At 69.6% G+C, this 17,555-nt stretch carries 19 protein-coding genes and 1 tRNA gene; 11 read left to right on the forward strand and 9 right to left on the reverse strand.

The genetic code is table 11. From position 1 onward, the window contains the following. Window positions 1-118: 118 nt before the first annotated feature. The 4 genes from ABH923_RS19430 to ABH923_RS19445 form a co-directional block, all read right to left on the reverse strand. Entirely contained in the window at window positions 119-853 is a 735-nt protein-coding gene (locus ABH923_RS19430) for an ABC transporter ATP-binding protein (RefSeq protein WP_370057036.1), read from the reverse strand. After that, window positions 854-1,738 carry an ABC transporter permease gene (locus ABH923_RS19435; protein WP_370057037.1) on the reverse strand — a complete coding sequence of 295 codons (885 nt, stop codon included), beginning with the start codon at window positions 1,736-1,738 and terminating at the stop codon, window positions 854-856. It abuts the gene before it with no gap. A gap of 54 nt (window positions 1,739-1,792) precedes the next feature. Continuing rightward, window positions 1,793-2,485, reverse strand: a complete 693-nt coding sequence (locus tag ABH923_RS19440; RefSeq protein WP_370057038.1) for an NTP transferase domain-containing protein — start codon at window positions 2,483-2,485, stop codon at window positions 1,793-1,795. Window positions 2,486-2,888: 403 nt separating this feature from the next. Beyond that, window positions 2,889-3,038 (reverse strand): hypothetical protein, encoded by a 150-nt coding sequence (locus tag ABH923_RS19445; RefSeq protein WP_370057039.1) that lies wholly within the window; start codon window positions 3,036-3,038, stop codon window positions 2,889-2,891. Window position 3,039: 1 nt separating this feature from the next. On the opposite strand from ABH923_RS19445, the gene ABH923_RS19450 reads away from it, so the two are divergent. The 3 genes from ABH923_RS19450 to ABH923_RS19460 are packed head-to-tail and all read left to right on the forward strand — an operon-like array spanning window position 3,040 to window position 5,745. Next, complete coding sequence (locus tag ABH923_RS19450; protein WP_370057041.1) at window positions 3,040-3,888, forward strand: ABC transporter ATP-binding protein; 849 nt, start codon at window positions 3,040-3,042, stop codon at window positions 3,886-3,888. Continuing rightward, the gene (locus tag ABH923_RS19455) at window positions 3,864-5,441 is read left to right on the forward strand and encodes a hypothetical protein (RefSeq protein WP_370057042.1); all 1,578 of its coding nucleotides are present in this window, start codon (window positions 3,864-3,866) and stop codon (window positions 5,439-5,441) included. Before ABH923_RS19450 ends, ABH923_RS19455 begins: the two co-directional genes overlap by 25 nt. A gap of 22 nt (window positions 5,442-5,463) precedes the next feature. Continuing rightward, window positions 5,464-5,745 (forward strand): DUF3039 domain-containing protein, encoded by a 282-nt coding sequence (locus ABH923_RS19460; protein ID WP_370057043.1) that lies wholly within the window; start codon window positions 5,464-5,466, stop codon window positions 5,743-5,745. Between the two features lie 19 nt (window positions 5,746-5,764). Here ABH923_RS19460 and ABH923_RS19465 read toward each other — a convergent pair whose 3' ends face one another. Then, entirely contained in the window at window positions 5,765-7,069 is a 1,305-nt protein-coding gene (locus ABH923_RS19465) for a nicotinate phosphoribosyltransferase (RefSeq protein WP_370057045.1), read from the reverse strand. A 43-nt stretch (window positions 7,070-7,112) separates the two neighbouring features. Between ABH923_RS19465 and murI the strand changes: the two genes are divergently transcribed. The 4 genes from murI to ABH923_RS19485 all read left to right on the forward strand — a co-directional run bounded on the left by murI (window position 7,113) and on the right by ABH923_RS19485 (window position 10,315). Beyond that, window positions 7,113-7,931: a glutamate racemase gene (murI, locus tag ABH923_RS19470; protein WP_370057047.1), complete on the forward strand. Its 819-nt coding sequence runs from the start codon at window positions 7,113-7,115 to the stop codon at window positions 7,929-7,931. 34 nt (window positions 7,932-7,965) lie between these two features. Beyond that, window positions 7,966-8,721 (forward strand): ribonuclease PH, encoded by a 756-nt coding sequence (gene rph / locus ABH923_RS19475; RefSeq protein ID WP_370057049.1) that lies wholly within the window; start codon window positions 7,966-7,968, stop codon window positions 8,719-8,721. Then, a complete protein-coding gene (gene rdgB, locus ABH923_RS19480) occupies window positions 8,721-9,320 on the forward strand; it encodes an RdgB/HAM1 family non-canonical purine NTP pyrophosphatase (RefSeq protein ID WP_370057050.1) in 600 nt (199 codons plus the stop codon). The genes rph and rdgB overlap by 1 nt, the downstream gene beginning before the upstream one ends. A gap of 92 nt (window positions 9,321-9,412) precedes the next feature. Beyond that, window positions 9,413-10,315 (forward strand): cation diffusion facilitator family transporter, encoded by a 903-nt coding sequence (locus tag ABH923_RS19485; RefSeq protein WP_370057051.1) that lies wholly within the window; start codon window positions 9,413-9,415, stop codon window positions 10,313-10,315. A 68-nt stretch (window positions 10,316-10,383) separates the two neighbouring features. On the opposite strand, the gene ABH923_RS19490 is transcribed toward ABH923_RS19485, so the two are convergent. The 4 genes from ABH923_RS19490 to ABH923_RS19505 all read right to left on the reverse strand — a co-directional run bounded on the left by ABH923_RS19490 (window position 10,384) and on the right by ABH923_RS19505 (window position 13,730). After that, window positions 10,384-11,091 (reverse strand): DedA family protein, encoded by a 708-nt coding sequence (locus tag ABH923_RS19490; RefSeq protein ID WP_370057052.1) that lies wholly within the window; start codon window positions 11,089-11,091, stop codon window positions 10,384-10,386. A 149-nt stretch (window positions 11,092-11,240) separates the two neighbouring features. Further along, window positions 11,241-11,322, reverse strand: a tRNA-Leu gene (locus ABH923_RS19495). Between the two features lie 17 nt (window positions 11,323-11,339). Continuing rightward, window positions 11,340-12,377: an LLM class flavin-dependent oxidoreductase gene (locus ABH923_RS19500; RefSeq protein ID WP_370057053.1), complete on the reverse strand. Its 1,038-nt coding sequence runs from the start codon at window positions 12,375-12,377 to the stop codon at window positions 11,340-11,342. Window positions 12,378-12,446: 69 nt separating this feature from the next. Beyond that, on the reverse strand, window positions 12,447-13,730 hold the full coding sequence (locus tag ABH923_RS19505) for an MFS transporter (protein WP_370057054.1): 1,284 nt from the start codon (window positions 13,728-13,730) through the stop codon (window positions 12,447-12,449). A gap of 67 nt (window positions 13,731-13,797) precedes the next feature. Here ABH923_RS19505 and prfB point away from each other — a divergent pair, with 67 nt between their 5' ends. From prfB to smpB, 4 genes are all read left to right on the forward strand, one after another. Then, window positions 13,798-14,910, forward strand: coding sequence for a peptide chain release factor 2 (prfB, locus tag ABH923_RS19510; RefSeq protein WP_370057400.1), 1,113 nt, complete (start codon window positions 13,798-13,800; stop codon window positions 14,908-14,910). 120 nt (window positions 14,911-15,030) lie between these two features. After that, window positions 15,031-16,083 (forward strand): cell division ATP-binding protein FtsE, encoded by a 1,053-nt coding sequence (gene ftsE / locus ABH923_RS19515; RefSeq protein WP_370057055.1) that lies wholly within the window; start codon window positions 15,031-15,033, stop codon window positions 16,081-16,083. Next, window positions 16,080-16,985, forward strand: a complete 906-nt coding sequence (gene ftsX, locus ABH923_RS19520; protein WP_370057056.1) for a permease-like cell division protein FtsX — start codon at window positions 16,080-16,082, stop codon at window positions 16,983-16,985. The genes ftsE and ftsX overlap by 4 nt, the downstream gene beginning before the upstream one ends. Before the next feature lie 65 nt (window positions 16,986-17,050). Further along, window positions 17,051-17,527, forward strand: a complete 477-nt coding sequence (gene smpB, locus ABH923_RS19525) for an SsrA-binding protein SmpB (RefSeq protein WP_179606746.1) — start codon at window positions 17,051-17,053, stop codon at window positions 17,525-17,527. Window positions 17,528-17,555 lie beyond the last annotated feature (28 nt).

Raw genomic sequence — 17,555 nt, forward strand, 5'->3', positions numbered from 1 at the left:
CCTCCGACGCCCCAACGTCGAAATCGGGTCTACAGACCCCTTCTGGGGATAACTCGCGCGAATTCTTTTCCGTGGAGGACATTCAGCCGGACAGAAACCCGCTCCGACCAGGAGTTTTCTATGTCCCGTAATCCTGGTTGTAGAGGTCGAGCACGTCGTCGATCGGCCCATCCAGCACGAGGCGGCCTTTGTCGAGATAGAGCCCGCGGGCGCAGAACCGGCGCAGGTCCTTCTCGTTGTGCGAGACGAAGAAGAGGGTGCGGCCGCTGGCGAGGAGCTCCTCGATCTTCGCGTAGCACTTCTCCCGGAAGCCCCGGTCGCCGACCGCGAGCACCTCGTCCACCAGCAGCACGGGCTCCTCGAGCTGCGCGATCACGGCGAACGCGATCCGGACCTTCATGCCGCTGGAGAGGTGCTTGTACGGGGTGTCCACGAAGTCGCCGATCTCGGCGAAGTCGATGATCTCCTCGAACCGCGCGTCGATCTGGCCCTTGGTCATCCCGTGCAGCCCGGCTGTGAGGTAGACGTTGTCGCGCACGGTGAGATCGTCCACGAACCCGCCGGTGATCTCGATGAGGGGAGCGACGCCCTCGGTGACCTTCACCGTGCCCTCGTCGGGCAGCAGCACGCCGGCGACGAGCTTCAGCAGGGTCGACTTGCCCTGGCCGTTTCGGCCGACCACGCCGATCGCCTCACCGGGCGCGACGCGGAACGACACGTTCCGCAGCGGCCAGAAGTCGTCGGGGCGGGCCCGGCGCTTGCGCCCGGCGAACAGATCCTTGAACGAGCGACGGGCTCCGCGGTTGCGCTTGAAGCGCACGCCCAGGCCGGTGACGTCGATGACGGCTGACACCTAGATCTCCTTCAGGACGTCGCGCTCGAAGCGCTTGAAAACGAGCCAGCCGACCCCGAGCAGAATGAGCGACATCAGCGCGGCCACGATGACCAGGTACCAGTCCAGCTCCTCCGGGAAGAACGCCGACCGGTAGAGGCTGAAGATGCCCGTGAGCGGGTTGAACGCCGACCAGAAGTGCAGAGAGAAGAGCGTCTCGGTCTGGGTTCCGGGGTGCGCGGCGACGTACGCGGCACAGTGCTTGGCTGCGACGCCGGCGCCGCAGCCGCCCGGGAGGTCGCGGGCGCTGTAGATGATCGGCGACGCATAGAAGAGGAACCGCAGCGCCAGTTTCACGGCGCGCTCCAGGTCGCGGAAGAACACCACGAGCGGCGCGACGATCAGGCCGACGCCCACCGAGAGGATGACCTGGATGAGGATGGCCAGCGGGAAGAGCAGGATGTCGACGTTCACGCGGGCGCCGGTCGCGATCGCGAAGATCGCCAGCACCGGCAGCGACAGCAGGAACTCGATCCCCTTGGCGGTGACGATGCGGTTGACCCAGATCGTGCGGGGGATCATCGTCGAGCGGATCAGCTTCGCCTCGCGGAGGAACGCCCGCGTGTTGTCGGACACCGCGCCGTTGAACCACATCCACGGCAGGAGCGCCGTGAGCAGGAAGACGATGTAGGGGTTCTCACCGACGCTGCGGTGGAAGATCACCGTGAAGACGAACCAGTAGATCGCGCTCATGACGAGCGGGTCGAGGATCGACCACAGGTAGCCCAGAGCGCTGGTCGAGTAGCGCACGCGCAGGTCGCGCACCGTCAGCAGCCACAGCGAGTGGCGGTAGCGGGCGGAGCGCGTCCGCTGCGCTGGGCGCAGATCGGCGGAGGTAGTGGTCACGGGAACCTATCGTATTGATCGCAGGCTGCGTGTTCGCATCACGCGGCCCTTCGACTATACGAAAAGATTCGCGCGCTCCAGGTCCTCCTGGAAGTCGACCTCGACGGCGTACAGGTCGGAGATGTCGACCGGCTCGGCCAGCAGGCGGTCCTGCTCGATCGCGAGCTCGATGCCGCGCTCGAAGTAGTCCTGGTCGGCGACGCGCTGCAGCTGGCGCAGCAGGGCGGCCTTGTCCTTGCCCGAGACGTAGTTGATGCCGACGGCCTCGCCCAGCCCGCCCTTGACGGTCTTGGACAGCTCGTGGATGTAGCCCTCGGGGCCCGTGGTGTACTTGACCTCCTCGTCGGCGACCGACGAGGTGTTGACGGTCACGAAGGTCTGGTCGCGGGCCACCATGGCCGCGCCGCGGACGAGCACGGCCGGGTCGAAGACGACGTCGCCGTTCATCCACAGCACGCCGCCGGGGCCGGAGGCCTGCAGAGCGCGCATCAGGCTCTTGGAGGTGTTCGTCTGGTCGTACTGCTCGTTGTAGACGAACTCGGCGTCGGGGAACGCCTCGATGATGTGCTCGAGCTTGTAGCCGACGACGATCGTCACCGTGACGTCCTTGCCGAACGCGGCGTGGATGTTGTCGAACTGCTGCTGCATGATGGTGCGGCCGTCGTTCAGCTCCGTCAGCGGCTTGGGGAGGCTGCGGCCGAGCCGGCTGCCCATTCCGGCCGCGAGGATCACTACCTGGGTCGTCACAATCTTCTCCTTGAATCCGCGCGAACCCCGTGTGGGTGTGATGCTGCGGGGCTTGGTCGCCCGCCACTCCCGGGATGTCACCGGGAGTTCATTCACGCTTTACGTGTTTCGACACGCCTTCATGCCTGCACCAGAATACCGGGGGCCCTCATCCGGGGGCAGGGGTTGACGTCGGTCGTTGCGCGGTCGTTATGTTCCTCACAGGACTTTCCTAGGCAGTCTGAGAAGCCTGAGCCCGTGACTGCGAGGTCACCCGTCGGGGGGTACGCAAGCGGTTCTGTCTTGGTACGGTTGCGTGGTGAGTTTCGAGCGCGCGCGACCCGGCAGCAGCACCGATCCGGAGTCCGGCGCGCCCGATTCTGTGGGGGACGACGAGGGGGAGCGGATGTCCGAGATCGCGCAGTCAGAGCCGGAGCAGGCGGGCGCCGGCGGCGCGCCCGGCGGCCAAGCGCACACAGCCCAAGACGGCCGCGGCCGCTGCGGCGTCGAGCACGCGCACGCCGACGCCGCGCAAGCGCACCAGCGCCGCGAAGACGACGCAGAAGCCCCGCACGGTGAAGGCGGTCGTCGAGACGGCCCCCGTCGTTCCCGCGCCCGCCGAGCCTGTTGAGCCGTCGCGTCCGGCCCCGGTCGTCGACACGCGGCCGAGCGTCCTGACCGTTCACGGGCTCAGCAAGCGCTACGGCTCGATCGTCGCCGTGGACGGCGTCTCGCTGGACGTCCGCGAGGGCTCCTTCTACGGCATCGTCGGACCGAACGGCGCAGGGAAGACCACGACGCTGTCGATGATCACCGGGCTGCTGCGTCCCGACGAGGGCCGCGTCGTGGTGCACGGCGTCGACGCCTGGACCGAGCCGGTGCGCGCCAAGCACGTCATCGGGGTCCTCCCCGACAAGCTCCGCCTGTTCGACCGCCTCACCGGCGCGCAGTTCCTGCACTACGCCGGAACGCTGCGCGGGCTCTCCGCCCGGACGGTCCACGCGCGCACCGCCGACCTCGCGAACGCCTTCGGCATCGCCGACGCCCTCGACCGGCTGGTCGCCGACTACTCGGCGGGCATGACCAAGAAGATCGCCCTCGCGGCCGCCATGATCCACTCGCCGCGCCTCCTGGTGCTCGACGAGCCCTTCGAGTCCGTCGACCCGGTCTCCGCCGCGAACGTCGTGGACATCCTGCAGCGCTACACGTCGGCGGGCGGCACGGTCGTTCTCTCCAGCCACGGCATGGACATGATCGAGCGGGTCTGCGACAGCGTCGCCATCATCGTCCGCGGCCAGGTGCTCGCGGCCGGGACCATCGACGAGGTGCGCGGAGAGCAGACCCTGGAGGAACGGTTCGTCGACCTGGCGGGCGGACGCAAGGCGGCGGAGGGCATGGAGTGGTTGCACAGCTTCTCGGACTGAGGCTCAGACTCCTGGGCAACTCCTTCCGGCGCAGCCCGTGGCAGGTGTTCGGCCTGGTCCTGGCGCTGGCGTACGGCATCGTGACGATCGTGCTGGTGTTCGGCGCCCTCGTGGCGGCGCGCCTCGCGCCCGACGTCGCGGACGTGCACGGCGTGCTCGTCGTCATCGGCTCGATCGTGGTCGCCGGCTGCCTCCTGCTTCCGCTGCTGTTCGGCGCGGACGACGCGCTAGACCCGCGCAAGTTCGCGCTGTTCGGCATCCCCGACCGGGAGCTCGCCCGCGGGCTGGCCCTCGCCGCGCTGGTCGGCGTCCCCGCCCTCGTGCTGTTCGTCTGCTCGCTGGGCACGGTCATCACCTGGTCCCGCGATCCTGGCGCGGCCGTGCTCGCCGTGCTCTCGGCGCTGATCGCCGTGCCCACCTGCGTCCTCGCGTCGCGGGTATCGACGGCGATCGCGTCGCTCCTGGTGCCCCCGCGCCGGTCGAAGGAGGCCGGCGGCGTCATGGCGATCCTCGCCCTCGTGCTGCTCGCCCCCGTGCTGATCCTGCTGCTCACCGTCGACTGGGGCCGCGACGGCCTCGGCACCCTGAACGGTTTCGCCGGCTGGCTGCAGTGGACCCCGCTCGGCGCGGTCTGGAGCATGCCGGGAGCCGCGGCCGAGGGCGACGGGGGAGCGGCGTTCGTCCAGTTCCTGATCGCCGTCGCGACCGTCGGCGTGCTCTGGCTGGTCTGGCGCACCCTCGTCGCGCTGGTGCTCGTCGCGCCGGAGCGTGAGGAGCACGTACGCGACCACCACGGCCTCGGCTGGTTCGCCCGGCTCCCCGGCGGCCCGACCGCGGCGATCGCCGCGCGCTCGATGACCTACTGGGGGAGGGACGCGCGCTACTGGGTGGCCCTGGTGGTGGTGCCGGTCATCCCGGTGTTCGTGGTCGTCGCGCTCGCGCTCGGCGGCCTCCCGATCCACTTCGCCTCGCTGGTGCCGCTGCCGCTGGTCTGCCTGTTCCTCGGCTGGACCATCCACAACGACGTCGCGTTCGACAGCACCGCGGTCTGGCTGCACCTGGTGTCGGGCACCCGCGGCATCGCGGACCGGCTCGGGAGGATGTTCCCGCCGGTGCTCATCGGCATCCCGGTCATCCTGGTGGGCTCGATCGTGACCGCTGCGGTGTACGGCGACTGGGCCGTGCTGCCCGCGGTCGCCGCGCTGTGCGGGTCCATCCTGGTGATCGGCCTCGGCCTGTCGAGCGCATTCTCCGCGCTGTTCCCGTACCCGGCGACCAAGCCGGGCGACAGCGCGTTCATGCAGCCGCAGAACTCCGGAGCGTCGGCCGCGCTCGCGCAGGCGTTCAGCTTCTTCGCGATCGTCATCCTGGCGTCGCCCGCGGTCATCTTCCTGGCGCTCGGACTGACGGTCAGCCCGTTCTGGCTCGGCATCTCGCCCATCGCCTCGGTGCTGGTCGGCTTCGCGGCCCTCGGCGGCGGCCTGTGGGCGGGCGCGCGCGCGTTCGACAAGCGCGGCCCTGAGCTGATGGCGTTCGCCAACCGCAACGACTGAGCGACGTGCCTAGACTGGGACGATGAACGACGCCAGCATCCTCGAACCCGGCGGCGAGCCGGGCGGCGGTGGCACCTCCACTCTGGAACGGCCCGATGTCCGGGAGACCCCGCAGAACTCCGAGCCGGGCGATCACGAGCGCTTCTCGCACTACGTGAAGAAGGAGCAGATCCTCGAGTCCGCGATGACCGGCAAACCCGTCAAGGCGCTTTGCGGCAAGATGTGGACCCCGGGTCGCGACCCGGACAAGTTCCCGGTCTGCCCGACCTGCAAGGAGATCTACGAGAAGCTGCGGGACGAGTGAAGCTGGACGAGTAGGGCGCTCAGCCGAAGATCGTCGGCAGCACCGGGTCGCCCCGGCCCAGCCGGAACGCCTCGTCCGGCAGCTCCCGCATCGCGCTCGCGCGGTGCTCGCGCGCCCGGGTCGTGCCCTCCGGACCGAGGTGCTCCCGGTGCAGCTCGCCGTCCGTGACCAGCGGGACGAGCAGGTCGCGGCCGGTGTCGTCGGGGACGTCCCCGGCCTCCACGATGTGCACGACCTCCGCGACCGCATGCCCCGCCGCGTCGAGCCGGCGCACCGGGTGCTTCCGGCCCGGGATGCTCGGCTTGCCGTCCGACTTCTTGGCCACCGGCACCCACGCGCCGTCGTCGCCGCGGTGCGCGACGAGCTTGTAGACCATCCCGGAGGCCGGCGACCCTGAGCCGGTGACGACCGACGTCCCGACTCCGTACGAGTCGACGGGCGACGACGACAGTGCCGCGATGGTGAACTCGTCCAGGTCGTTCGTCACGGTGATCCGCGTGCGGGTCGCGCCCAGCCGGTCGAGCTGGTCGCGCACCCGGCGGACGAGCTTCGGGAGGTCGCCTGAGTCGAGCCGGACGGCGCCCAGCTCCGGTCCGGCGACCCGGACGGCGGTCTCGATGGCGCGCTCCACGTCGAACGTGTCGACCAGCAGCGTCGTGCCGGAGCCGAGCGCCGCGACCTGGGCGCGGAAGGCGTCCTCCTCGCTGTCGTGCAGCAGCGTGAACGCGTGCGCCGCCGTGCCCATCGTCGGCACGCCCCAGGTGCGGCCGGCCTCCAGGTTGGAGGTCGCGCCGAAGCCCGCGATGTACGCGGCCCTGGCAGCCGCGACGGCGCTGCGCTCGTTGGCGCGGCGCGATCCCATCTCGGCGAGCGGCCGGCCCGCGGCGGCGGTGACCATTCTGGCCGCGGCGGACGCGACGGCGGAGTCGTAGTTGAAGACGCTGAGGATGAGCGTCTCCAGGATGACCCCCTCGGCGAACGGCGCGTCCACGATCAGGAACGGCGACCCCGGGAAGTAGACCTCGCCTTCCCGGTACCCGCGGATGGTGCCGGAGAACCGGAAGTCGGCGAGCCAGTCGAGCGTCTCCTGGCGCACGACCTCGTTGTCGCGCAGGTACTCGAGCTCGGCGTCGCCGAAGCGGAAGCGCTCGATCAGTTCCAGCAGCCGCCCGGTGCCGGCGATGACGCCGTAGCGCCGGCCGGTGGGCAGACGGCGGGTGAACGCCTCGAAGACGCTCTCGCGGTCGTGGGTGCCCCTGAGCAGTGCGGCGTCGAGCATGGTGAGCTCGTAGCGGTCGGTCAGGAGCGCGGAGGACTCGGTCACCGCTCCACCTTAGCCACGGCGAGGGCGGGTAGGCTGGTCTGCTGTGACGGATGCGCCGATTGGGATCTTCGACTCGGGGGTCGGCGGGCTCACCGTCGCCCGGGCGATCCGCGACCAGCTCCCGAACGAGTCGCTGCTGTACGTCGGCGACACCGCGCACTCGCCGTACGGGCCGAAATCGATCGCGGATGTGCGGCGCTACTCGCTGGAGGTCCTCGACTTCCTGGTCGACCAGGGCGTCAAGCTGATCGTGATCGCGTGCAACACCGCGTCCTCGGCGATGCTGCGCGACGCCCGCGAGCGCTACTCCGTGCCGGTGATCGAGGTCATCCAGCCGGCCGTGCGCCGCGCCGTGTCCGCGACCAGGACGGGCCGCGTCGGCGTCATCGGCACGGCGGGCACAATCTCCTCCCGCGCCTACGAGGACGCCTTCGCCGCCGCGCCGTCGCTGCGGCTCTTCACCCAGGCCTGCCCGCGCTTCGTCGAGTTCGTGGAGGCCGGGATCACCAGCGGCGAGGAGGTGCTGCGCGTCACCGCCGAGTACCTCCAGCCGCTGCGCGAGGCCGACGTGGACACGCTGGTGCTCGGCTGCACGCACTACCCGTTCCTGAAGGGCGCGATCTCCTACGTCATGGGAGAGGGGGTCTCCCTCGTCTCCAGCGACACCGAGACCGCCAAGGACGTCTACCGCACGCTCGTCAGCCGCGGCCTGGAGCGCACGGAGACCACGCCGCCCAGCATCCGCTACGAGGCGACCGGCCTCGACGCCGACTACTTCCTGCGCCTCGCGCACAGGTTCATCGGCCCGGAGATCTTCCGGGTCGACCTGGTGCAGACCGGCGTGATCGACCTCCCGCTCTGACCTACGACCACCGTTTCCGACCGAGGAGAGAACTGTGACCGACATCACCCGCGCCGATGGCCGCACCCCCGACGGGCTCCGGCCCGTCACGATCGAGCGCGGCTGGAGCCGGCAGGCCGAGGGCTCCGCGCTCGTCTCGTTCGGCAACACGCGCGTGCTCTGCACGGCCTCCTTCACGAACGGCGTGCCGCGCTGGATGACCGGCAAGGGCAAGGGCTGGGTCACCGCCGAGTACGCCATGCTGCCGCGCTCCACGAACGAGCGCATGGACCGGGAGTCGGTCAAGGGCCGGATCGGCGGCCGCACCCACGAGATCAGCCGCCTGATCGGCCGCAGCCTCCGCGCGGTGGTGGACATGAAGGCGCTGGGCGAGAACACGATCGTGATCGACTGCGACGTGCTCCAGGCCGACGGCGGCACCCGCACAGCCGCGATCACCGGCGCCTACGTCGCCCTCGCCGACGCCCTGGAGTGGGGCCGCGAGCACCGCTTCATCGGCCAGAAGGCCACTCCGCTGATCGACTCGGTCTCCGCGGTCTCCGTCGGCATCATCGACGGCACGCCGATGCTCGACCTGGCCTATGTGGAGGACGTCCGCGCCGAGACCGACATGAACGTCGTCGTCACCGGCCGCGGCCTGTTCGTGGAGGTGCAGGGCACGGCGGAGGGCGCGCCCTTCGACCGCAGCGAGCTGAACTCCCTTCTGGACCTGGCGCTCGGCGGCACGACCGAGCTCGCCGCAGTGCAGCGCGCGGCGCTGGAGTCGTCAGCGCTCGGCATCGAGGGCTGATGGTCCGCGTCGTCCTCGCCACGCACAACCAGCACAAGGCGCGGGAGTTCCAGCAGATCCTCGGCGACGCCGTGCCCGGGCTGGAGATCGTCGGCTACGACGGACCCGAGCCGGTGGAGGACGGCGTCACGTTCGAGGCGAACGCGCTCATCAAGGCGCGCGCCGCGGCCGCTCACACCGGGCTGCCCGCGCTGGCGGACGACTCCGGCATCTGCGTGGACGCGATGGGCGGCGCGCCGGGGATCTTCTCGGCGCGCTGGGCCGGCCGGCACGGGGACGCGCAGGCCAACCTCCGGCTGCTGCTCGACCAGCTCGCCGACCTCCCGGACGGCTCGCGCGCGGCGCACTTCACCGCGACGCTGGCGCTGGTGTCGCCGGCCGGGCGGGAGACCGTGGTCGAGGGGCTCTGGCCCGGCCGCATCGCGCACGAGGCGCGCGGCGAGCACGGCCACGGCTACGACCCGATCTTCGTGCCGGACGGCCACGACGCCACCGCGGCGGAGCTCGGCCCGGAGGTCAAGAACGCCGAGAGCCACCGGTCGCGGGCCTTCTCGGCCATCGTTCCCGCGCTGCGGGAGCTGGTCGCGGCGGCGGGCTGAGCGGTCGCACCGTGAGAATGAGAACGGCACTCATTCCTATCTAGCCGCAGCGCTGGCACGTCGCGACGACTTCGACATACCGTAGAAGAACCATGAGTCACGACCACGGCCACTCCGCCAACCGCAACCGCCTCCTGATCGCCATCGGGATCGTCGCCGCGGTGTTCGTCGTGCAGATCGTCGGCGCGTGGCTGAGCGGATCGCTCGCGCTGCTCGCCGACGCCGGGCACATGCTGAGCGACCTGACCGGCCTGGTCGTCGCTCTCATGGCCACCATCGTGGCGGCCCGCCCGGCGACCGACCGGCAGACGTTCGGCTACCGCCGGGCCGAGGTCTTCGGCGCGCTCATCAACGGGCTGATCCTGGTCGTGGTGGCGGTGTTCGTGACGGTCGGGGCGATCGGCCGGCTCGTGTCGGGGGAGGCGGACGTCCAGTCCGGCCCGATGCTCGTGGTCGCCGTCATCGGCCTGGTCGCGAATCTCGGTGCCCTGCTGCTGCTGCGTCCCGCCGCCGACCACTCGATCAACATGCGCGGCGCCTACCTGGAGGTGTTCGGCGACCTGATCGGCTCGCTGACCGTCATCGTCGCGGCGCTGGTGATCATGTTCACCGGCTTCGCACCCGCCGACGCCATCGCGTCGCTGCTGATCGCCGCGTTCATCGTCCCGCGTGCGGTGCTGCTGCTGCGCGACGTGGTGCGCGTGCTGAGCGAGGCGGCTCCCGCGGACACGGACGTCGCGGAGATCCGCGACCACATCCTGGGCACCCCCGGCGTCGTCGCGGTGCACGACGTGCACGTCTGGGCGATCACCTCCGGCGCGCCGGTGTTCACCGCGCACGTCGTGGTCGACGCGGGAGTGTTCCGCTCCGGTGCCACCGGCGAGCTGCTGGACGAGCTCTCCGGCTGCCTGGCGAAGCACTTCGACGTGGAGCACTCGACGTTCCAGCTCGAGCCGGCCGAGCACGCCGCGCACGAGGACGAGTTCCACCGCTGAGCCAGCGCCGAGGGGCACGTAAACGCCCCTAAGACGCGGTTTTAGGGGCGTTTACGTGCCCCTCGGCGTCAGGCGTCGGGCGTGGGGCGCGGCTCGGTGACGGTCGCCTCGGCCGCCTCCAGGCGCTTCTTCTTCGCCTTGCGCAGCGACTGGAAGTAGTGGAACAGCGTCGGGATGAGCGTGATCACCACCGCGCCGACGAGGATCAGGTCGATGTAGTGGGTGACGAAGTTCGCGATCGGTGGGATGTAGCCGATGAGGAAGCCGAAGAGGGTGAGCCCCGCGCCCCAGAGCAGCGCGCCGATCGCGTTGTAGAGCGAGTACTTCTTGTAGTTCATGTGCCCGACGCCCGCGGCGACCGGGGCGAAGGTGCGCACGATCGGCACGAACCGTGCCAGGATGACCGCGAGCGCGCCGAACCGGTCGAAGAACGCGTTGGTGCGCCGCACGTTCTCCATGCTGAACAGGCCGGTCTCCTTGCGTTCGAACACGCGCGGGCCGGCCTTGTGCCCGATCAGGTAGCCGACCTCGCCGCCGAGGAACGCTGCGAACGAGATCGCCAGGCAGACCCACCAGATGTCGACGCCGAAGACGCGCGACGTGTGGGTGAGCAGGCCGGAGATCACCAGCAGCGTGTCGCCGGGCAGCAGGAAGCCGACCAGGAGGCCCGTCTCGGCGAACACGATGCCGCACACCACGAGCAGCGCCCACGGGCCGGCCGCGCCGATGATCGTGGTGGGGTCGAGCCAGGGGATGAGGCCGGCGTGATGGATCACGTGTCTCCAGGGTTTCGGGTGGCGGATTCAGCCCCGAGTTTAGTGGGCGCAACCTCCATGAACCGTGCGAATCAGGGCACTCCCGGCCAACATCACCCTGTGGACCCACTGAATGCGGTCGGTGTTCATCCCGTGGACGGACGATGAAGTGCGGGAGAAGGGACTCGAACCCTCACGCCGTGAAGCACAGGAACCTAAATCCTGCGTGTCTGCCAGTTTCACCACTCCCGCGGTCGCGCTGCGCGCGGCTACGACAATAGCTCATCCACGCGCGGCGCGACCTCGCGGCCGAGCAGGTCGATGGCCCGCATGATGTGGTCGTGGCCGAGGGTGCCGTTGCTGAGCTTGACGTCGAACCGGGTGAGGCCGAGGCCGCGCGCGGCGTAGGCGATCTTCTGCGCGACCGTCTCCGGCGAGCCGACGACGAGGGCGCCGTCCTCCGCCGCCTCGTGCTCGAAGCGCGCACGGGTCGCTGGCGGCCAGCCGCGCTCGCGGCCGATCCGGTTCGTCATCGCCTCCCAGTGCGGCCAGAGCAGGTCCTTGGCCTCCTGGTCGGTCTCGGCGACGAAGCCGGGGGAGTGCACGCCGATCGGGAGGTCGGTGTCCTGGCCGAACTGCTCCAGCGCGTTGCGGTAGAGCTGGGTCAGCGGCTGGAAGCGCATCGGGCCGCCGCCGATGATCGCGACCATGAGTGGGAGGCCGTAGCGCGCGGCGCGGACCACGGACTCCGGGCTGCCGCCCACGCCGATCCAGGTCTTCAGCAGGCCGTGCTCGACAGGAGGGTAGACGGACTGCTCGGTCAGCGGCGGCCGCAGCGTGCCGCTCCAGGTCACCGGCTCCTGCTGCCGGACGGCGGCGAACAGGTCGAGCTTCTCGTCGAAGAGCTCCTCGTACTGGCCGAGGTCGAAGCCGAACAGCGGGAACGACTCGATGAACGAGCCGCGGCCGAGGATGACCTCCGCGCGGCCGTTCGAGACGCCGTCGAGGGTCGCGAAGCGCTGGAACACCCGGACGGGGTCGTCCGAGCTGAGCACGGTGACCGCCGACCCGAGGTGGATGCGCTCGGTCTGGCCGGCGATCGCGGCCAGGACGACTTCGGGCGCGGCGACCGAGAAGTCCTTGCGGTGGTGCTCGCCGATCCCGATGAAGTCCAGGCCGGCCTGATCGGCCTGCACGCCCTCCGCGACGACGTTGCGCAGCACCTGCGCGTGCGGCAGCGGATTCCCCTCACCGTCCAGCGTGATGTCGCCGAACGTGTCGATCCCGATTTCCAGCTTCGCAGCCATGCCCGTCCTCCTGCCGTCTCGCACCGATCGATGCGTATGCATCGAACTGGAACCGCGGCGGGGCCGAGCCTATTCCGTCAGTCCGGCGGGAGGCGAGGCGGGCCGTCGCGGGATGTAGCGCGGGATGAAGCGTGCCAGCAGCCCGGCGCCGACCAGACCCAGCACGCCCATCACCCCGCTCGCGAACGCGATCGAGACCAGGGCGGTCAGCAGCGAGACCACGAGCGGCGCGACGGCCTGGCCCGCGTCGCCGGTGAACCGCCACGCGCCGAGGAACGCCGCAGGGCTCTCCTTCGGCGCCAGGTCGGCCCCGAGCGTCATGATGATGCCGGAGCCGATGCCATTCGCGAACGCGAGGAACAGCGAGACGCCGATGTACCAGACCACCGCGCCGGGCAGGTCGTGGCTGACCGACAGCACGAGGAAGCCGATGCCGAGCCCGAGCATGGAGGGCACGACGCTCCACATCCGGCCGAACCGGTCCATGAGCTGGCCGCTGGCGTAGAACAGCGCGAAGTCCACGGCGCCGGCGATGCCGATGATGAGGGCGGTGTTCGCCTCGCTCAGTCCGATCGAGACGGCCCAGAGCGGCATCAGCACGGTCCGCGCCGAGCGCACGGCCGCGACGAGGGAGACGCCGGAGCCCATCCGGGCGAGCACACCGCGGAACGCCCAGATCGTCGCGAAGAGCCCGCGGGTGCGCTCGTCGGCGTCCTCCTCGCCCTCGGTCAGCCGCTCGCCGCCGTGGCCGGCTGTGGTCGGGGCCGGGCCGAACATCCGCTCAGGGTCGGGGAGCACCAGCAGGACGACGACGGAGCCCAGACAGCTCACGATGAAGATCCAGAACACCGACTGCGTCGATCCGGTCGCCGCGATCACGACGGAGGCGACCAGCGGGCCGATGAACCAGCCTGCGCGGAAGATGCCGCCGAGCGTGGACAGGGCGCGCGCCCGGTAGCGGACGGGGACGTACGTCGTCATGAAGGCGTGCCTGGCGAGGGCGAAGACGGCCGTCGCGACCCCGACCACGAAGATGCCGGCCATGAGCACCCAGTAGTTCGGGGCGAGTAAGCAGACCACCACGCCGGCCACCGCGACCGCGGCGGCGCCGATCATGGCGGTGCGCTCGCCGATCCGGGAGACCACCCACCCGCTCGGGATGTCGCCGGCCAGCTCGCCGAGCATGAGCATCGACGCGATGAAGCCCGCCATCGCCAGGGTCGCGCCGAGGTTGCCGGCGGCGATCGGGATGATCGGGATGATCGCGCCCTCGCCGATCGAGAAGAGCAGCGTCGGCAGGAAGGCGGCGAGTGCGACGGAGCGGAAGGAGAACGGGCGCTCGTCGGAAGTCATTTGCTTAACACAGTACAACTGTCCGGTGGGTGTCTCCGCGGACGTCGCCGGTAGGCTGGAGGACGCCATGATCGAACTAGACCTCTCCCCGCAGATCGCGGAGCTCCGCTCGACCCTCGACGACATCATCGCCGTCGTCAACGTCGACAAGCTCCGCGCCGACATCGCCGACCTCAGCGAGAAGGCGGGGGCGCCGGACCTCTGGGACGACACGTCGAACGCGCAGAAGGTCACCAGCGCGCTCAGCCACCGCCAAGCCGAGCTCGGGCGCATCACCTCCGTGGAGAGCCGCCTCGACGACCTCGAGGTGCTGGTGGAGCTCGCCAACGAGGGCGATGACGAGGAGTCCGCCGCCGAGGCGCGCGCCGAGCTGGAGTCCCTCCAGAAGACGCTGGGCGACCTCGAGGTGCAGACGCTGCTGAGCGGCGAGTACGACGAGCGCTCGGCGATCGTCACCATCCGCTCCGGCGCAGGCGGCGACGACGCCACCGATTTCGCCGAGATGCTCATGCGCATGTACCTGCGCTGGGCGGAGCAGCACAAGTACCCGGTGAAGGTCATGGACACCTCCTACGCGGAAGGCGCCGGCATCAAGTCGGCGACCTTCGAGGTCGAAGCCCCGTACGCGTTCGGCACGCTCTCGGTGGAGGCCGGCACGCACCGGCTCGCCCGGATCAGCCCGTTCGGCTCGGCGGACAAGCGCCAGACCTCTTTCGCGGCGGTGGAGGTCATCCCGCTGATGGAGGAGGCCACGGCGGTCGAGGTGCCCGAAGGCGACATCCGCGTCGACGTGTTCCGCTCCTCCGGTCCGGGCGGCCAGTCGGTCAACACGACCGACTCCGCGGTCCGCATCACCCACCTCCCGACCGGCATCGTCGTCTCGATGCAGAACGAGAAGTCGCAGATCCAGAACCGCGCGGCCGCGATGCGCGTTCTGCAGACCCGCCTGCTCCTGCTCCAGAAGGAGGAGGAGGCCGCCAAGAAGAAGGAGCTCGCCGGCACCATCACCGCGAGCTGGGGCGACCAGATGCGCTCCTACTTCCTCTACGGCCAGCAGCTCGTCAAGGATCTGCGCACGGGCTACGAGTCCGGAAACCCGGCGTCGGTGTTCGACGGCGACCTGGACGGCTTCATCGCCGCGGGCATCCGCTGGCGCGCAGGATCCAAGGACGAGGACTAGCCGGAGTCATAGCTCTCCTGTCGCCCGCGCTCAGCGCGTGTGCCGGGGACTGTCAGGCTTGCGGCCCGCTGGCATGTCGCTACTGTGGAACGCGGAAGTGTTGCTTAGTCTCTAACAGTCATGATCCGGTTCGAACACGTATCCAAGCAGTATCCGGGAACCGCACGCCCGGCACTCAACGGCATCAACCTGGAAGTGCTGCGCGGCGAGTTCGTCTTCCTGGTCGGCGCGTCCGGCTCGGGCAAATCGAGCTGCCTGCGGCTGATCCTCAAGGAGGAGCGGCCCACCAAGGGCGGCATCCATGTCCTGGGCCAGGACCTCGGCACGATCTCGTCGCGCAAGGTCCCCTACTTCCGCCGCAACATCGGCGTGGTCTTCCAGGACTTCCGGCTCCTGCCGAACAAGACGGTCTTCCAGAACGTCGCGTTCACCCTCCAGGTGATCGGCAAGTCGCGCGGCTTCATCCAGGAGGCCGTGCCTGACGTGCTCGCGATGGTCGGCCTCGACGGCAAGGCCCAGCGCCTGCCGCACGAGCTCTCCGGCGGTGAGCAGCAGCGCGTCGCGATCGCCAGGGCCGTCGTCAACAAGCCGCAGATCCTCCTGGCCGACGAGCCGACCGGAAACCTCGACCCGGCCACCAGCGCCGGGATCATGTCGGTGCTCGCCCAGATCAACGCCGGCGGCACCACGGTGCTGATGGCCACGCACGAGGCGGCGATCGTCGACCAGATGAAGCAGCGCGTGATCGAGCTCGTCGGCGGCCAGATCGTCCGCGACGAGCGCCACGGCGGCTACGGCGTGACGGCCGCCATCCCGCTGCCGCGACCGACCGCGGAGGGGCTCGCGGCGCCGTCCGCGCCGATCCCGACCGTTCCCGTGTCCGCAGCCGCTGCGGCGCCCGCTCCGTCCGAGCCGATGACCCGTCCGCACACGCCGGTCGCGAATCCCGCCGGGCCGGTCCCGGTCTACCAGCCGGCGCCGCCCGCCCCCGTGCAGCAGGCGCCGGAGCAGGCCCCGGCCGTGCCCGCACCGGTCCCCGTCCCGGCCGCCGTGCCCGCCTCTGCGGGCGAGGACCTCCCGGACCACCTCAACTTCACCGCCAACCTCGACCTGAGCGGGCTGCGCGACGCGTCCGACCGCGACGGCGAACAGAATGTGGGTCCCACGAAATGAGATTCGGGCTCATCTGGTCCGAGGTCGGCAACGGCCTGCGCCGCAACCTCTCGATGGTCGTCTCCGTCGTGCTCGTCACCTTCATCTCGCTGACCTTCGTCGGCACGGCCGCGCTGCTCCAGCTCCAGATCGGGCAGATGAAGACGTATTGGTACGACCGTGCCCAGGTCGCGGTGTACATGTGCACCGAGACCGACAACTGCCCGGGCGGCGCCGCGACCGCGCAGTCCGTGGCGGCCGTCGAGAAGCAGCTCCAGTCGCCGGAGATCGCGCCCTACATCCAGAAGTTCTACTTCCAGGACCAGAAGCAGGGCTACGAGCAGTTCAAGCAGCAGTTCAAGGGCAACCAGATCGCGAACTACGTCACGCCGGAGATGATCCCGCAGACGTTCTGGGTGAATCTCAAGGACCCGAACCGCTCCGACGTGCTGAGTGAGACGCTGTCCAGCACGCCGGGCGTGCAGAGCGTGGTGGACCAACGCAGCTACCTCGACCAGATCTTCAGCATCCTCAACGCGGCCAGCATCACCGCGATCGGCATCGCGATACTCATGCTGGTGGCCGCCGTGCTGCTGATCGCGACAACGATCCGGCTCTCGGCGTTCTCGAGACGCAGGGAGATCGGGATCATGCGGCTGGTCGGCGCGTCCAACCGGTTCATCCAGACACCGTTCATCATCGAGGGTGTGATCGCCGCGCTGATCGGATCGATCCTGAGCTGCGTCGTGATCTGGCTGCTGGTGCAGTACTTCGTGCGCGGCTTCCTCGGCCCGCGGATCCCGTCGATCAACTTCGTCGGGATGGATCAGGGCTGGCTGGTGATCCCGCTGCTGATCGTCGTCGGCGTAGTGCTGGCGGCCGGCGCCGCGAACTTCGCGATCAAGCGATACTTGCGGGTCTGACCCGATAGACTGGTCTGCTGCCCGGCGCTGTGCCGGGCAGCACCATCTTGACGTCAGGAGACGCTGTGCCCAGGGAACGTGGTCAGAAGGTCGTGGCCACCAATCGCCGAGCGCGCCACGACTACACCATCGAGGACACCTACGAGGCAGGCCTGGTGCTCACCGGCACCGAGGTGAAGTCGCTCCGTGAGGGGCGGGCGTCCCTGGTCGACGGCTACGCGTTCGTCGACGGCGGCGAGGCCTGGCTCGACGCCGTGCACATCCCCGAGTACCTCGACGGCACCTGGAACAACCACGCCCCGCGTCGTAAGCGCAAGCTCCTGCTGCACAAGGCGCAGATCGTCAAGATCGAGAACAAGGTCAAGCAGGGCGGATACACGATCGTCCCGCTGCAGATCTACTTCAGCGACGGGCGCGCGAAGGTCGAGATCGCGGTCGCCAAGGGCAAGCGCGAGTACGACAAGCGCCAGGCCCTCCGCGAGCGTCAGGACAACCGCGAAGCCGAACGGGCGATGTCCAGCAGGCGTCATCTCGGCGAGTGACGGCAGGCGCACGGCGCCCCCTGTCGGC

This window comes from Leifsonia sp. EB41, assembly GCF_041262565.1.
Taxonomy (GTDB): domain Bacteria; phylum Actinomycetota; class Actinomycetes; order Actinomycetales; family Microbacteriaceae; genus Leifsonia.

Coding starts and splice junctions, on each gene's coding strand:
- ABH923_RS19460 (WP_370057043.1), top strand. CDS start 5,464: ATGAACGACGCCAGCATCCTCGAACCCGGCGGCGAGCCGGGCGGCGGT.
- rdgB (WP_370057050.1), top strand. CDS start 8,721: ATGGTCCGCGTCGTCCTCGCCACGCACAACCAGCACAAGGCGCGGGAG.
- ABH923_RS19485 (WP_370057051.1), top strand. CDS start 9,413: ATGAGTCACGACCACGGCCACTCCGCCAACCGCAACCGCCTCCTGATC.
- ABH923_RS19500 (WP_370057053.1), bottom strand. CDS start 12,377: ATGGCTGCGAAGCTGGAAATCGGGATCGACACGTTCGGCGACATCACG.
- ABH923_RS19505 (WP_370057054.1), bottom strand. CDS start 13,730: ATGACTTCCGACGAGCGCCCGTTCTCCTTCCGCTCCGTCGCACTCGCC.
- prfB (WP_370057400.1), top strand. CDS start 13,798: ATGATCGAACTAGACCTCTCCCCGCAGATCGCGGAGCTCCGCTCGACC.
- ftsE (WP_370057055.1), top strand. CDS start 15,031: ATGATCCGGTTCGAACACGTATCCAAGCAGTATCCGGGAACCGCACGC.
- ftsX (WP_370057056.1), top strand. CDS start 16,080: ATGAGATTCGGGCTCATCTGGTCCGAGGTCGGCAACGGCCTGCGCCGC.